The sequence below is a fragment of the Corynebacterium lujinxingii genome, assembly GCF_014490555.1.
Classification (GTDB): domain Bacteria; phylum Actinomycetota; class Actinomycetes; order Mycobacteriales; family Mycobacteriaceae; genus Corynebacterium; species Corynebacterium lujinxingii.
The window spans coordinates 1747072-1761837 of the sequence record NZ_CP061032.1; the positions used below are offsets into that span (position 1 = coordinate 1747072).

Here is a 14766-nt window from a genome sequence, read left to right on the forward strand (position 1 = left end):
ACCTACCGGCCACGGAAGGCGCGGTCGTTGAGATCTCGGCGCGCCTGCTCGAGGGCGACCAGGTCAGAAAACAGGGCGTTGTAGGCCTCTTCGTCGTCGGAGGGGCGCATGCGCTGGAGTTGGGATTTCAACTGCGCGATCTGGTCGCCGACGCGGGTCTCCTGCAGGCGGGAGAGGACGGAGTCGGCATATTCGTCGAGGTCGTCGGCGTGGATGGGCTCCACGGCGAGTTCGGAGACGAAGTTGCGGCCGGACAAATCGCGCATCTCACCGGCGACGGCAGCGAGCCAGCCGGCGCCCCCGTCGGTCACGCGGGAGCAGCCACCGGCGGCGGTGACGGCCTCGCGGACCTGGCGGTAGGCGTCGTTGGTGAAGGCATCCGGGTTGATGCCGTCGAAGTAGTTGCCGGCCTTCAACGGGTGCTGCAGCGCAATCTTTAGGGCTTCGCGCTGCGGCCACAGCATCGGGTCGTCGGCACGCGGCGGGATGAGTAGTTCCACCTGGCGTCCGGAGGAGTCGGGGCCGGCGGCGGCCTGCCGGGTGGCGAGCGATACGCGTTTGCGGTTTTCCTTCTTCGGCTTCTTCGCCTCGGCGCGGACCTGCTCCAACACCTCGTCGGGGTTCGGCCAGCCGACCCAGCCGGCAAGGCGGCGGGCGTATTCCTGCTGGAGAACTTTGTCGTCGATGGAGGCGACGACGGGAACGGTTCGTCGTAAAGCTTGGACGCGCCCCTCGGCCGAATCGAGGGAGAAATTTTTCAGCAGGGACTCGATGACGAACTCGTAGACGGGAACGCGGGAAGCGACGAGGTCGCGAAGGGCGGAGTCCCCCTTCTCCAGGCGCAGGTCGCAAGGGTCCATGCCGTCCGGTGCGACGGCGACAAACGACTGACCGCCGAACTCCGCGTCAGTGTTGTAGGCGCGCATCGCAGCCTTTTGTCCGGCCTCGTCGCCGTCGAAGGTGTAGATGAGCTCGCCGCGGAAGAAATTGTCGTCCAACATGAGGCGACGGATCAGGCTCATGTGTTCGGAGCCGAACGCGGTGCCGCAGGTGGCCACGGCCGTGGTCACGCCGGCGGCGTGCATGGCCATCACGTCGGTGTAGCCCTCCACCACCACCGTCTGGTGCTGCGTGGCGATATTCTTCTTCGCCTTATCGATGCCAAAGAGCACCTTCGACTTGTGATACAGCAGCGTGTCGGAGGTGTTCATGTACTTGCCCATGGGGTCGTCGTCGAAAAGCTTGCGCGCGCCGAAACCGATCGTGTTCGAGGCGGCGTCCTTAATCGGCCAGATCAGGCGGCGGCGAAACTTGTCGATGGGGCCGCGTTTGCCCTGCGACGACAGGCCGGCGTCGATAAGTTCCTGCACCTCAAACCCCTTGCGCAGCAGGTGCTTCGTCAGCGTGTCCCAGCCGTCGGGGGCGTAGCCGCACTCGAAATCGTGGATCAACTCGCGCGAAAACCCGCGGTTGAGCAGAAATTCGCGGCCCGCCTGCGCCTCGGGTTTCTCGAGCTGCTCGATGTAGAACTCGTGCGCCGCCTTATTCGCCGCGAGCAGCCGCTGACGCGTGCCTGGCTTCACATCGCGCGCGCCCGTGGAACCGCCCTGGTAGTTGATGCGGTAGCCGATCTGATCCGCGACCGCCTCCACCGCCTCCGGGAAGGTGAGCTGCTCCATCTCCATCATGAAGGAGAACACGTCGCCGCCCTTGCCCGTGGAAAAGCAGTGGTAGTAGCCGTGCGCGGGACGGACGTGGAAACTCGGCGTCTTCTCGTCCTTGAACGGACTTAGACCCTTCAGCGAATCGTGGCCGGCAGGTTTCAACTGCACGTACTCGCCAACGATCTCGTCGAGCGGCGCGCGCTGACGGATAGCCTCAATATCGCTATCCGGAATTCTGCCCCTTGCCATGGCGCTCATCGTAGCGCGTGCGAAGATATAGACCTATGAAGCGCCTCATTGTCCCGCTGACCTGCTTGCTTTTAAGCAGTTGCGTATCGACGACCCCCTCCGGCCTCCCCGCGTGCGGCTCGCTTCCCGACGAGGCCTGGGACACCGTCGAACGCATCGAAGCCGGCGGGCCGTACCCCTACCCCGCTAACGACGACACGCGCTTCGGCAACTACGAACAGGTGCTTCCCGATAAGCCGCGCGACTACTACCGGGAGTACACCGTGGACACCCCGGGGCTGAACCACCGCGGGGCGAGGCGCATCGTCACCGGCGGCGACGCTTCCGGTGTCGAGGCCTGGTTCTACACCGACGACCACTACGAATCCTTCTGCGAAATGGAGGTCAACTGATGAACCCGATCTTTGTCACCCGCACCGTGCGCTCGGTTGAGGACCTCGGCCGCGCCGTGTTGGCCGCCGCATACGGGCCTTCCGACGACCGCCCCGTGCCGACGAACCTGGACGCCCTGGCAGATTTGCTTCGCGAGGCGCGCGTGTCTCGCGTGGTGGTTGTGGACTGGCGGGTGGAGGGGTCGTCGTCAAGCAAGCTGCGCGCGGTGTTTGAGGGGGAAGGTGTAGAGCTGGTCCGCTAGACCCCCACCAGCAAACCCCTACTATGGCCAGTTATTGGGCATAGTAGGGGTTTGCTCGTAGAGAAATTTGACGACGTCCTGCAGATCCGCCGGCAATGCCACGCTGCGACCCGGACCCTTCGGCGCCCAGAGCCGCGGTTGTACACGCACCGGAAGCAAACGCTCCGCGGCAGGCCAAGCGTTGCCAACCCGGCGAATCAACTCGCCCTCGTCGCCCCAGAAATGCTTGGTGTAGAAACGCAAGACCTTATACCCGTTCTCGGTGAGCCAATCCTCGCGCTCGCGCTGCCTGCGGAGCACCTCGTGCGGGACTTCCTCGTACTTGAGCCAGCCGTCGACCTCAACGACAATGTTCTCGCCGACAAGAAAATCCACCCGATACCGCCCGATGACCACCTGCGGGCGGTACGGGACGTTGTGGGCGTCGAAGATGAGCCGCAACAGGGACTCGTACGGCGACTCCGAAAGCCGAGTGGTCAAGGGCACCGCCTCCCGCGCTTGCGCGATGCCCTTCGTGCCAGCCATGCGCGTGATGGTGGCCTCGAACCGGTTGAGTATCTCCTGGTAGAGATGGTCACCGTGGCCGGACAGGACGCTGTCGATAGCGACAACGCCCTCCCGGACGCCGCGCTCGCGCGCAATGTCGACCGCCGTGCAGATCGCATCGGTATATCGCACGGCCCCGTCGTGGACGATGTCGCGTTCCGCGAGACGCCGGTGGCGGTACTCGTACCCAGTCCATTCCTTGTTGATCGAACGCGGGCGACCGTTCGGCACCGCAAGCGTGACCGGCTCATCCCGCGCAAAGGTCCACACGCCGTTTAAGCGTGCAGCCGAGCACCCGATGAGGACCGCCTTCCTGCTCTGGCACCCCGCCGCGTAACACCTCAGGAATGCCTGCTCGTGCTCCTTAAGCTGCTGCCATGCGGCTTTGTCGTAGTAGATCGACTTGGTCAGCTGCACGAGTTCGCCGTTGTTGATCCGGTCGTGCGTCGCAGTGTCGGTGGACGAAATTCGTCTGACATCGACGATTGTTTCCCGCAGCTGCGTTCTGCGTGCGTCATTCATGTGGTCCCCCTCCCCGATTCAAAGTACCGCAATCTCGTGCAGAGCACGCGGCGTGGCAAACCTCGAGGGGCAGACCCCTACTATGAGCAAAAATGAGGCTTAGTTGGGGTCTGCTCGTCGAGGTTTTGTTCTGTGGAGGCGCAACTAGCCGCTAGTAGTACCCCTCGAACGCGGCGGCCTTCTTCGCTGTGCGCTCGAGGCGCGACTCCGTCATGGAGGCGATCTGGTCGACGATCACGCGCTCGCGCTCGGCGTCGGTCTCCGCAGCGTTGAACCAGGCGCGGAAGATCGTGTCCAGTGTGCCTGGGGCACCCGCGCGCAGGTACTCGTGGACGCGGTAGATGCGGTCGCGCTGGCGGTCCTGGCGCGCCTGGTGCGCCGGCTGGTCCATGACGTAGAGCACCGCGACGGTTTTGAGCAGGCGGACCTCGGCCTCGACGTCGGGCGGGACCACCAACCGGCCGTGCTGGCGGCCCAAACCCGGCGCAGCCAACCCTGGCGCGCCCGGCGCGAGCAGCGCGGCGTTGCCGTCACGGGTGGCCTGGGTGACGGCGCCGACGTAGCGGCCCACCAACTGCGACGTCAGTCCCTTCAGGCCGGCCCAAGCGGACAAGGTGAAGTCGAAGTCGGCCGCGGCGGCGAGGGCGGGGATGGCGCGGAGGCGGTCGGCGGCGTCGATAAGCGAGTCCGCAGAGCCGCCGAATGCCGCCGCGCCCTTGTCGGCGAGGGCGGCCAACTCGACGAAGTCCCACAGCACCTGCAGGGACACGCGCCCTGAAACGATGCCGTCTTCGACGTCGTGGACGGAGTAGGCGATGTCGTCGGAGAAATCCATCACCTGCGCCTCCATCGGCGGGGTGTCGTCGGCATGGCCTTCGCGCGCCCACTGCAAGATCGCGGCGTCCTCGTCGTAGGCCGAGTACTTGCGATTCAACGACCCGTCGGTGTTGGTGCGCGTGACCGGGTATTTCACCGCGGCGTCTAGTGAGGCGCGGGTGAGGTTGAGGCCGAAGGAGTGGTCGTCGATAAGCACTTTGGGCTCGAGGCGCGACAGGATCCGCAGGGTTTGAGCGTTGCCCTCGAAGCCGTGGGGCGCGACCTCGTTGAGGGCGACTTCGCCGTTGTGGCCGTAGGGCGGGTGGCCGATGTCGTGGGTCAGTCCCGCCATCTCGCATAGGTCGGGGTTGAGGCCCAGTCCCTCGCCGATGCCGCGCGAGATCTGCGCGACCTCGAGCGAGTGCGTCAGGCGCGTGCGCGGGGTGTCGCCGTCGCGCGGGCCAACCACCTGGGTCTTGTCCGCTAATCGACGAAGCGCCGCCGAGTGCAGCACACGCGCCCGGTCGCGCCCGAACGCATCGCGGGAATCCGGCGCGAGTTGCGCGCCCTTCGCCCCTTCCGGGGCGCGGCGTTTCGTATCGTCGGCGTTGTAGGCGTACACGAAGCGCTACCCTAGTCGCATGACTAGCCGTTACCTCCGCGTCCTCGCCGTCAGCGGTCTGCTTTTCGCCGCCGGCCCCGCCTTCGGCCTTGCCGACACACCAGCTGTTGCGCAAGGCGTCGCAACCGCACCCACCGTCGAACCGGGGTTGCTCACCCAACCCGTCACCGACGACGCCAACGTGCTGTCCCCCGCCGAGCGCAGCGAGATCGAAGATGCGATCAAGCAGGTCAGCCAGTCGCAGGGCAAGTCAGTGCGCGTGGTGTTTCTGCGCTCGTTCGGCGATATGACCCCGTCGGATTGGATTGACCAGGCTGTGGCAGCCAACGGCTCGAACACCGCCGTGTTGGCCATCTCACCGGACGAGCGCGCCTACAACGTCGGCGGCGGGGAGGAGTGGTCCCAGGATCAGATCGACCGGATGAACAACGCGGCCTACGCGCAGTTAACGGAACTGAACTGGTCTCAGGCGGCGTTGAATGCGGTTGAATCGGTGAGTGGGTCGTCGTCAAGCGATGGCGCAGGCTGGCTCGCAGGCGGGCTCGGCGCCGTGGCCCTGGCGGGCGGCGGTGTGTACGCGGCGACGCGCAAGAACTCGAAGAAGACCAGGGCGAAGCAGATCGAATCGGCCAAGGCGCTCGACCCGGCCGACACCGACTCGCTGGGACGCTTGCCCACGCCCACGTTGGAGGAGGTCGCCCGCGACGCGCTGGTGTCGGCCGACGAGTCCATCACCCAGGGCAAGGAAGAACTGCAGCTGGCCACCTCCGAGTTCGGCGCGGAGCGCGTGCGCCCATTCACCTCCGCGATGAACGAGGCGACCACCACCTTGCAGCGCGCGTTTTCCACGCACCAGAAGCTTTACGACGCCATCCCCGAAACCGAACCCGAAAAACGCGCCATGCTGGTCGACATCATCTCGTCGTCAGGCCAGGCGGAGCAGGCGCTGCGCGACAAAACGGCCGAGTTCAACGACATGCGCGGCGTGCTCATGCGCGCGCCCGACGAGGTGGACAAGGTGCTTGCCCGCACCGTGGACATCCGCGCGCGCCTCGAGCCTGCGCGTGAGCAACTCGAGCGCCTGCGCGCCGAATACCCGGCGGAGATGCTCGAATCCATCGTGGACAACGTCGACTTGGCCGCCGCCTCCCTCGACGAGGCGGAGAAAGCGCTTAACGACGCCCGCGAGATCGCCTCCCAACCCGCCGGCCGCCAAGGCGCACTGTTGGACATGCTCGCCGCCGCCAACCACGCCGTCGAGGTCTCCGACACCAACCTCAACGCCATCGAACACGCCGAAGACAACATCCGCGCGGCGCAAACCAACTTGCCCTCGCTTATCGACGAAATCCGCTCCGAACTGCGCGAAATCGACCAAGTCAAGGCGGCGCGCTCTCAAGGCGCGCGCATCGACGTCGACGCGTTGGATGCGGTCGCCGCGAAGGCGCAGCGCATGCTGGATTCCATGGGCAACCGCGCCGAGACCGACCCGCTGGCGCTCTACGCCGACCTGACCAGCATGGACACCGAGATCGACGAAGCACTCGACCGCGCGAAGGGCGCCGCCGGCAACCAGGCACGTGCGCTGCAACTGTTCGACCAGCAGATGCAGGTCGCCACCGCGCAGATCCAGCGCGCCGAGGACGTCATCCGCTCGCGCGGGCGCATCATCGGCTCACATGCGCGTTCCCTGCTCGCGGAGGCGAAGCGCCTCTATGCCCAGGCGCACCAGTTGCGGGTGCGCGACACGCGCGCGGCGATCGACAACGCACGCGCCGCCACCGACACCGCGCGCCGCGCCGAACAGGCCGCCAACGACGACATCCGCCGCTACCAGGCCGCCCGCAACCGGCAAACCGCCGACTCCATGGCGCGCGCCGTGCTGTGGGGCACGCTGCTGTCCGGAGGCGGCGGCTTCGGCGGCGGCGGGGGCGGTTTCGGCGGTGGCGGCGGCGGAGGCTTCTCCGGCGGCCGCCCCTCCAACCGCGGGGGAACGTTCTAGTACAACGTGCGGCGCGCTGGCGTATCGATAAACGTCAGCGCCCACGTCATAAACACCACATCGACCAGCGGCGCCTCGGCAAACTTGTCCACCTGGAGGTCGCCGTTCGCGCGACCGCGGGTGGTGGCCACGAGCGCGCCGGCGCCGTCGCGGATCTCGCGGGTCAGCCCACGGCGGCGCAGCGTGTAGTGGCGCCCCGCGCACTCGGCGACGTACCGCGACACCGTGAGACCGGCTTTGCGGAGGGTGAACTGCTCGCGGGTCTCGCAGTCAAGCGCGATGAACCGCGCCGGGTTGTCGGAGGTGATGCGCAGGGTGCGCTCCCCGATGGTGATGGTGGTGGGGGTGGCTTCGGCGAGGGAGGTGGTGTCGTCGTAAAGCAAAGCCCCTTGCCAGATCACAGCAACGCCACCAGCACGATAAACACCGACAGGAACACCAGCGTGCCGATCAGCGCGGTCGAATTGACCATCTTGCGCGACTCGAGCACCGCGCGCGAAAGCCACGCCAGGCCCGCGATGTGGGTCGCCGGCAGGTCGGTCTCGCCCTCGAACTCGAGAATCGCCTTACGCACACCGTTGTGGTCCTGGGTGAACTGCGCGACCTTCTCGCCGCGCGCGTTTTCCACCACCCAGTTTTTCGACGTCTCCGGGATGAACGCGTAGGCGCTGCCCTCGATGGTGAGGTCGATGCGCTTGGCCCGTTTCAGGCTGTCGCGGGTGCGCACGATCTCCTCGCCGCCGCGGGTGGCTACCGCGCCCGACTCGGGGTGGGCAACTAACTGCCACTTTTCGCCGTCGACAATCGCGCTGTCGTGAGAGAACACGCCGAGGACCTCAGGGCCTGCCTCGGCGAGCAGCTTCGGCGCGTCGCGGTCGGTGCGATCCCAGCTGACGAAGTGCATTAGCAGCCGATCAGGCGGGCGGCCAGGTACGCCTCGAGCTCGTCAAGCGGAACGCGCTCCTGCTCCATCGTGTCGCGCTCGCGCACGGTCACGGCGTTGTCCTCGAGGGTGTCAAAGTCGTAGGTGACGCAGAAGGGGGTGCCGGTCTCGTCCTGGCGGCGGTAGCGGCGGCCGATCGCGCCGGAGGTGTCGAAGTCGACGTTCCAGTGCTGGCGCAGCTTCGCTGCGAGCTCCTCGGCCGGGCCGGACAGTTCCGGCTTCTTCGACAGCGGCAGCACCGCAACCTTCACCGGGGCGAGGCGGCGGTCCAGGCGCAGCACAACGCGGGTGTCGGTGCCGCCCTTGGCGTTGGGGGCTTCTTCCTCGTCGTAGGCGTCGATAAGGAAGGCCATCATGGCGCGTCCGAGACCTGCGGCCGGCTCGATGCAGTACGGGATCCAGCGCTCGCCGGCCTCCTGGTCGAAGTACGACAGGTCCTCGCCGGAGGCCTCGGCGTGGGTCTTCAGGTCGTAGTCGGTGCGGTTGGCCACACCCTCAAGCTCGCCCCACTTGGAGCCGGTGAAACCGAAGGCGTATTCGATGTCCACGGTGCGCTTGGAGTAGTGGGAGAGCTTCTCCTGCGGGTGCTCGTACAGGCGCAGGTTGTCCGGGTTGATGCCTAGGTCGACGTACCAGTTGAAGCGGTTTTCAATCCAGTACTCGTGCCACTTCTCGTCCTCGCCGGGCTTGACGAAGAACTCCATCTCCATCTGCTCGAACTCGCGGGTGCGGAAGATGAAGTTGCCCGGGGTGATCTCGTTGCGGAACGACTTGCCGGTATTCGCGATGCCGAACGGCGGCTTGAGACGCGCGGACGTCATCACGTTTTTGAAGTTCACAAAGATGCCCTGCGCGGTCTCCGGGCGCAGGTAGTGCAGGCCTTCCTTGTCGTCGACGGGACCGAGGTAGGTCTTCATCAGGCCGGAGAACGCCTTCGGCTCGGTCCAGTTGCCCGGCTGGCCGGTCTCCGGGTCGTTGATGTCGGCCAGGCCGTTTGCCGGCGGGTGGCCGTGCTTTTCCTCGTAGGCTTCGAGCAGGTGGTCGGCGCGGTAGCGCTTGTGGGTGTAAAGGGATTCCACGAGCGGATCGGTGAACACGTCGACGTGGCCGGAGGCCTCCCACACCTTCGTCGGCAAGATCACGGACGTGTCCACGCCGACGGTGTCGCGGCGGGATTGCACCATGTGCTTCCACCACTGGCGCTTCAGGTTTTCTTTCAGCTCAACGCCGAGCGGGCCGTAGTCCCACGCGGAGCGCGTACCGCCGTAGATCTCACCTGCCGGATACACCAGACCACGGCGTTTGCAGAGGTTGACGACGGTTTCGATCTTGGATGCGGGCATCACAATCTCCTGCGTGTTAAACGGTTGCCAAATACCCGGCTCAGTGTAGTCGCTGACTCGACGCGCGAGACACGAGGACCCGTTTGGACGTAAGTCCCACAATTTCGGAAACTTTAGTACTCTGTGGGGAAACACTGTGAACGCCACGGCGAGGAAAGGGGACGCCAATGCGCGACAACCTTCAGTATTCGCCGGAGGAGTTGGACCGCACTGCTGCGCTGGTCAAAGTGCTCGACTCGAAGACCAGGCTGCAAATACTGTTGCTTCTCGACGACGCCGAGCGCGTCGTCCACGAACTCGTCACCGAACTGGAAAAATCGCAGCCGCTCATCTCGCAGCATTTGCGGGTGCTGCGTAGGGCGGGGCTGGTGTCGTCGTCACGCAATGGCCGCGAGGTGCTCTACGCGCTGGCGCGCCCGGAAGTCATCGACGTCATCGGCGAACTCGTGGAGCTGTCGCGTATCGACGAAGCACGCGACGACCTCGCCGCACGGCGTAAGCGCCGCAACAGCATCCACAACGAAACCGCTGCCGGTGCCGCGATCATCAACCCGCCAATCGAAGTGCGCCCCGAAATCGACCCGGGCCTGACCCCACGCACGCCGAAACCGCGGCGCGACTAGGCTTGCCGGGCATGACCCGCCCACACAGCACACGTCCCGTGCCCAAACTGGGCCCGCGGATGACAAAGCAGCGCGCGGCGGTTGTGGACACGCTGCGCGGCCTGGACAAGTTCGCCTCCGCGAAAACCATCCACACGCTTTTGACCGAGCGCGGCGAATCGGTCGGGCTGACCACGGTGTACCGCACGCTCGCCTCGCTTGCCGAGGTCCACGCCGTCGACGTGCTGCACTCCCCCGACGGCGAGACGCTTTACCGCGACTGCCTGTCGCACCACCACCATCACCACCTCGTGTGCGCCGAATGCGGCCGCAGCGAGGAAATCGAAGGCGGGCCCGTGGAAAAATGGGCCGAACTCATCGCCGCGCGCTACGGCTACGACTTGGTCGGCCACGACGCCGAAATCTACGGCGTCTGCCGGGCCTGCCAGGCGAAACGCTAGCGGTCGAACTTATCCACCGCGCCACCGAAGCGGCGGTCGCGCTTGGCGTACTCCAGCACCGCGTCCCATAAGTCCTGCTTAGTGAAGTCCGGGAACAACACGTCCTGGTACACCATCTCCGCGTACGCCGACTGCCACAGCAAAAAGTTCGACGTGCGCTGTTCGCCCGACGGGCGCAGGAACAGGTCCACGTCCGGCATCTCGGGGTGGTACAGGTAGCGCTGGAGGGTTTTTTCGTCGACGTGGCGCACGTGGTCGTCGATAAGCGCCTGCACTGCGTCGGTGATCTCCGCGCGGCCACCGTAGTTGACGCACATCGCGAGTGTGAGACCGGTGTTGTGCTTGGTCAGCTCCTGGGCGACTTCGAGCTCCTCGATGACGCTGCCCCACAGTTTCGGCCGGCGTCCGCACCACACCACGCGCACGTTCTTCGCGTGCAGCTCGTCGCGCTGGCGGCGCAGCACGTCGCGGGTGAAGTTCATGAGGAAGTGCACCTCGGAAGGCGAGCGCTTCCAGTTCTCCGTGGAAAACGCGTACGCGGACAGCCATTCCACGCCGCCGAGTTCGATGCACGCGTCGACGGCGTCCATGAGTTTTTCCTCGCCGACCTTGTGGCCCTCCGTGCGCTTGAGGCCGCGCTGCTGCGCCCAACGGCCGTTGCCGTCCATCACGAGTGCGATGTGCTTCGGGATGAACTTCTTGTCAATCTGTGGTGCGCCCATGGGCGTCAATTATGCCTGCTCCATGATCTTCAAACTTTTCAGCCCGGTCTCCAGGTTGTACTGCGCGTGCTGGACGCTCGCCCGGTGAATCTGGGCCACGCGTGACGACGACACCTCGTACCCGCCCCGCAACAACCACATATCGTGCAACGTCTCCGGATCCACATCCATCGAGCCGGTGGGCCGGCAGTTGTTGCACACCGCCCCACCTGTGGCCGGGTTGAACGCCTTGTGCGGGCCCGGCGCCTGGCAGTTCGCGCAGTGAAACAGGCTCAACCCCCAGCCGGCGTGCTCGGTGGCCTTGAGGATGAACGCGTCGAGCACAAGCGTCGGGTGCATATCGGTCTGCAGGTTCGTCAGCGCCTCCTGCACCAGGCGGAACAGCTCCGGGTCGCCCTGGTCGTAGGAGAGCTTTTCGGCGACCTCCATGACGGCGCAGGCGGCGGCGTATCGGTCGAAATCGTCGATGATGCGGGCGCCGAAGTAGGTGACGGTGTCGGCAGCGGTGATCGTCGATAAGCCTCTGCCCGGATACACCTGCACGTCAACGTCCACGAAGGGCTGCAGGCGCGAGCCGAACCTGCTCTTGCTCTTGCGCACGCCCTTGGCCACGCCGCGCACCAAGCCGTGGTCTTTCGTGAGCAGGACGATGACGCGGTCCGCCTCGCCGAAGTCGTAGGTGCGCACCACGAACGCGCGGTCGCGCCACGACGGCCTAGAAGCCAAGCCGGCCCAACGCCTTCGGGTCCTGCTGCCAGTTCTTCAGCACTTTCACGCGAACGTCGAGGTACACGTTCTGCCCGGCGAGGTCGATGATCTGCTTGCGGGCGCGGTGCACGATGCCGCTCAAGCGCCGCCCGTCCGGGCCCTCGATGATGCGTTTCTGGCCCGGGCGCTCCAGGTAGAGCACGGCGTAGATTTTGAGGCGGCGGTCCTCCTGGATCATCTCGTCGACTTGTACGGCCACCGAGTGCGGCAGTTCGTCGCGAAGCCCGCGCAGCGCTTCTTCGCGGATGAGTTCCGCGATGCGCGTTTCCAGGTCCTCGTCGGTGGTGTGGTCTTCGGGGTAGAAGCGCGGGCCCTCCGGCAGTTGGGCGACCAGGACGTCCAGCAGCGTGTCCAGCTGGACCTGCTCCGTGGCGGAGACCGGCACGACCTCCGAGTCGGGGCCGAGCAGGTCGTGCAGTTCGAGCAGGCGCTCGCCGACGGTGTCCTTGCCGGTTTTGTCGAGTTTGGTCACGATGCCGACAATCGGCGTGTTCGGCTTGGTTGTGCGGATTTCGTCGAGGATGTAGCGGTCGCCGGGGCCGATCTTCTCGTCGGCCGGCACGGTGAACCCGATGACGTCGACGTCCGCGAAGGTGTCCTTTACCACATCGTTGAGCCGCTCGCCCAGCAACGTGCGCGGCCGGTGGATGCCTGGGGTGTCCACGACAACCACCTGCGCGTCGTCGCGGTTGATCACGCCGCGGATCGGGTGGCGGGTGGTCTCCGGCTGGTCCGCCATGATGGCGATCTTCTCCCCCACCAGCGCGTTTGTCAGCGTCGATTTGCCGGTGTTCGGCCGGCCCACGAAACTGACAAAGCCCGAGCGGAAGCCTTCCGGCGCGTTGCTGAACCCGAAATCGATCATGGGTTGGGATTCTACCGCTGTGGATAACTTTTCCGGCCCGGGCGGGGGTTATCCACAGATTTTTTGCTGGGTCTTGTGCGCGGTGTCCGGGCTGCTTAGCGTCCGGGCCATGAACTTCACGACATTTCTTTCCGCAGGCGTTGGCGTGCTCGCCGACTTCTCCCGCGACGCCGCGCTCGCAGCTGGCTTATCGACGACACGCATCCGCGACCTCGCCCGCGTCCACGACGTGTATTACGGCCCCACGCAGTTCACGCGCAAACAGGCCGACGCGCTCGTGCTTGCCGACGGCATGCCGCTCGACCAACTCGTCCACCTGGAGAAGAAACTTGCAGCGGTGCCGTCGGCGGCGGAGCGGTGGCGCATCCGGTTGGAGCTGCTGCGGCACCGCGGGTCGTTTCGGGCGCTGTCGAAGCGCATCGCGAAGCTTATCGACGACCCCACCCCGCCGCCGAAACCCGCCTGCCGGTTTAGCCGCTCGCGGGGTGGCATGCGCACCATGACAATGACCTATAACGAGCGCGACCTGGCCGACCTGGAGCACATGCTGCGAGCTGCGATCTCCGACGACGAGCCGGCCGCCGCGCAACTGGCTGACGCGCTGTTTCGCGTGCTTCGCGACGGCTCCGCGCTGCCGCGCACCACGTTCCGCCCGATGATCCTGGTGCCGGTGCACGACTACCTTCGCATCATGGGCGGCGCCGGCGACGACGTGCAGTTGATGCTCACCGACGGCACCACGATGACCGGCGCGGAGTTTCTGCAACAGGAATTCGGCGACGTGCTCGAGGTCGCCGCGTTCCACCCGCAGGACGGCGCTGTAAACCTGTACCGGGGCGAGCGGTTTGCCAACGCGAAGCAGCGCACTTTGTCGAAGTTGATGTCGCCGGGCTGCGCGTTTCCCGACTGCCGGCACAGCGCCGAAACCACGCAAACCCACCACATGCAGGCCTGGAAACACGGCGGGATGACCAACATGGACAACCTGACCGAATTGTGCGCCTACCACAACGGCGTCAACGACGACGACCGGTGGCTCGGGTGGCGCGGCCACATCGACACCCGCGGCGGGCGCATCCGGTGGATCGCGCCGAACGGGGCCGAAGTGGCCACCGTCACCGGCGCGATGGAGGTGCTGTTCGGCTAACTAGAGCGCTTCGACGCTGAACTGCATGCGTGGTTCGGCGTAAAAGTCCTGCGCTTCGACAAGCTTGAGCTCGGTTGCGTCCGCCTCGTAGGTCACGCGCAGCAGGTCGTAGACCGACGAGGCGGTCTTGGCGAGCGCGTCCTTCGCGTCCCGGCCGCGCAGGTAGTGGCCGGTAAACAGCGCTGCGGTGACGTCGCCGGAGCCGTTACGCTTCGCCGGGATGCGCGGGGTGCGCACGATCCATTTACCGTTGTCGTCGACCGCGATCATCTCGATGGCGTCCTCCGGTGTTTCCGGGCGGTTCACCGAGGTAACCAGGACGGTCGACGGGCCTATTTCGCGCGCGGCGTCGACAGCTGCCAGGGTGGAATCGAGGTCGGTGACGTCTCGTTCGGTGAGGTAGCCCAACTCGAACTGGTTCGGCGTGATGATGTCCGCTGCCGGCACGACCTTCTCCCTAAACATCGGCGGCACCGCATCCGGCACAAAGCACCCCGACGTTGCAGAGCCCATCACCGGGTCGCAGGCGTAGAGCGCATCCGGGTTCGCGGCCTTGATCTCGGTGACGGCGTCGACGATCACGTCGCCGATTTCGGGGGATGCCTGGTAGCCGGTGAGGGCGGCGTCGATAAGCGGGAATGCGTCGCGGTCGCGGATACCGCGCAACACGGCGGCGACGTCGGCGGCCGGAATGATCGGGCCCTCCCACGCGCCGTAGCCGGTGTGGTTGGAGTAGTTCACGGTGTAGACCGGCCACACCTCGTGGCCGATGCGCTGCAACGGAAAGACCGCCGCCGAGTTGCCAACATGGCCAAACGCGACGGCGGACTGGATGGAGAGAATATTGCTCATACGAGCAA

At 65.8% G+C, this 14766-nt stretch carries 16 protein-coding genes; 6 read left to right on the forward strand and 10 right to left on the reverse strand.

The window, feature by feature from the left end; translation table 11 throughout:
* Positions 1-2 precede the first annotated feature (2 nt).
* Positions 3-1913 (reverse strand): DNA primase, encoded by a 1911-nt coding sequence (gene dnaG / locus IAU68_RS08630; protein WP_171192887.1) that lies wholly within the window; start codon positions 1911-1913, stop codon positions 3-5.
* 35 nt (positions 1914-1948) lie between these two features.
* On the opposite strand from dnaG, the gene IAU68_RS08635 reads away from it, so the two are divergent.
* The gene (locus tag IAU68_RS08635; RefSeq protein ID WP_171192888.1) at positions 1949-2305 is read left to right on the forward strand and encodes a ribonuclease domain-containing protein; all 357 of its coding nucleotides are present in this window, start codon (positions 1949-1951) and stop codon (positions 2303-2305) included.
* On the forward strand, positions 2305-2547 hold the full coding sequence (locus tag IAU68_RS08640; protein ID WP_171192889.1) for a hypothetical protein: 243 nt from the start codon (positions 2305-2307) through the stop codon (positions 2545-2547). Before IAU68_RS08635 ends, IAU68_RS08640 begins: the two co-directional genes overlap by 1 nt.
* A 21-nt stretch (positions 2548-2568) precedes the next feature.
* Here the strand turns inward: IAU68_RS08640 and IAU68_RS08645 are convergent, their stop codons facing one another.
* Positions 2569-3615 (reverse strand): endonuclease domain-containing protein, encoded by a 1047-nt coding sequence (locus tag IAU68_RS08645; protein ID WP_171192890.1) that lies wholly within the window; start codon positions 3613-3615, stop codon positions 2569-2571.
* Positions 3616-3766: 151 nt separating this feature from the next.
* On the reverse strand, positions 3767-5053 hold the full coding sequence (locus tag IAU68_RS08650; protein ID WP_171192891.1) for a deoxyguanosinetriphosphate triphosphohydrolase: 1287 nt from the start codon (positions 5051-5053) through the stop codon (positions 3767-3769).
* A gap of 19 nt (positions 5054-5072) precedes the next feature.
* On the opposite strand from IAU68_RS08650, the gene IAU68_RS08655 reads away from it, so the two are divergent.
* The gene (locus IAU68_RS08655; protein ID WP_171192892.1) at positions 5073-7055 is read left to right on the forward strand and encodes a TPM domain-containing protein; all 1983 of its coding nucleotides are present in this window, start codon (positions 5073-5075) and stop codon (positions 7053-7055) included.
* On the opposite strand, the gene IAU68_RS08660 is transcribed toward IAU68_RS08655, so the two are convergent.
* Genes IAU68_RS08660 through IAU68_RS08670 form a run of 3 tightly spaced genes read right to left on the reverse strand, consistent with a single transcriptional unit; the run spans position 7052 to position 9341 of the window.
* Positions 7052-7456, reverse strand: coding sequence for a hypothetical protein (locus IAU68_RS08660; RefSeq protein ID WP_171192893.1), 405 nt, complete (start codon positions 7454-7456; stop codon positions 7052-7054). The two genes, IAU68_RS08655 and IAU68_RS08660, sit on opposite strands and share 4 nt — an antisense overlap.
* Positions 7453-7959, reverse strand: a complete 507-nt coding sequence (locus tag IAU68_RS08665) for a hypothetical protein (RefSeq protein WP_171192894.1) — start codon at positions 7957-7959, stop codon at positions 7453-7455. Before IAU68_RS08665 ends, IAU68_RS08660 begins: the two co-directional genes overlap by 4 nt.
* Positions 7959-9341 (reverse strand): glycine--tRNA ligase, encoded by a 1383-nt coding sequence (locus tag IAU68_RS08670; RefSeq protein ID WP_171192895.1) that lies wholly within the window; start codon positions 9339-9341, stop codon positions 7959-7961. Before IAU68_RS08670 ends, IAU68_RS08665 begins: the two co-directional genes overlap by 1 nt.
* Positions 9342-9508: 167 nt before the next feature.
* Here IAU68_RS08670 and IAU68_RS08675 point away from each other — a divergent pair, with 167 nt between their 5' ends.
* Both IAU68_RS08675 and IAU68_RS08680 read left to right on the forward strand, forming a co-directional pair.
* A complete protein-coding gene (locus IAU68_RS08675) occupies positions 9509-9964 on the forward strand; it encodes an ArsR/SmtB family transcription factor (RefSeq protein WP_171192896.1) in 456 nt (151 codons plus the stop codon).
* An 11-nt stretch (positions 9965-9975) separates the two neighbouring features.
* Entirely contained in the window at positions 9976-10404 is a 429-nt protein-coding gene (locus IAU68_RS08680; protein ID WP_171192897.1) for a Fur family transcriptional regulator, read from the forward strand.
* Here IAU68_RS08680 and IAU68_RS08685 read toward each other — a convergent pair.
* Genes IAU68_RS08685 through era form a run of 3 tightly spaced genes read right to left on the reverse strand, consistent with a single transcriptional unit; the run spans position 10401 to position 12759 of the window.
* Positions 10401-11126: an isoprenyl transferase gene (locus IAU68_RS08685; protein ID WP_171192898.1), complete on the reverse strand. Its 726-nt coding sequence runs from the start codon at positions 11124-11126 to the stop codon at positions 10401-10403. The two genes, IAU68_RS08680 and IAU68_RS08685, sit on opposite strands and share 4 nt — an antisense overlap.
* Positions 11127-11135: 9 nt before the next feature.
* Positions 11136-11852, reverse strand: coding sequence for a DNA repair protein RecO (gene recO / locus IAU68_RS08690; RefSeq protein ID WP_171192899.1), 717 nt, complete (start codon positions 11850-11852; stop codon positions 11136-11138).
* Positions 11842-12759 (reverse strand): GTPase Era, encoded by a 918-nt coding sequence (gene era / locus IAU68_RS08695; protein ID WP_171192900.1) that lies wholly within the window; start codon positions 12757-12759, stop codon positions 11842-11844. The genes recO and era overlap by 11 nt, the downstream gene beginning before the upstream one ends.
* Positions 12760-12868: 109 nt before the next feature.
* On the opposite strand from era, the gene IAU68_RS08700 reads away from it, so the two are divergent.
* On the forward strand, positions 12869-13906 hold the full coding sequence (locus IAU68_RS08700; RefSeq protein ID WP_171192901.1) for an HNH endonuclease signature motif containing protein: 1038 nt from the start codon (positions 12869-12871) through the stop codon (positions 13904-13906).
* Here the strand turns inward: IAU68_RS08700 and pdxY are convergent, their stop codons facing one another.
* Positions 13907-14758 carry a pyridoxal kinase PdxY gene (gene pdxY / locus IAU68_RS08705; RefSeq protein WP_171192902.1) on the reverse strand — a complete coding sequence of 284 codons (852 nt, stop codon included), beginning with the start codon at positions 14756-14758 and terminating at the stop codon, positions 13907-13909.
* Positions 14759-14766 lie beyond the last annotated feature (8 nt).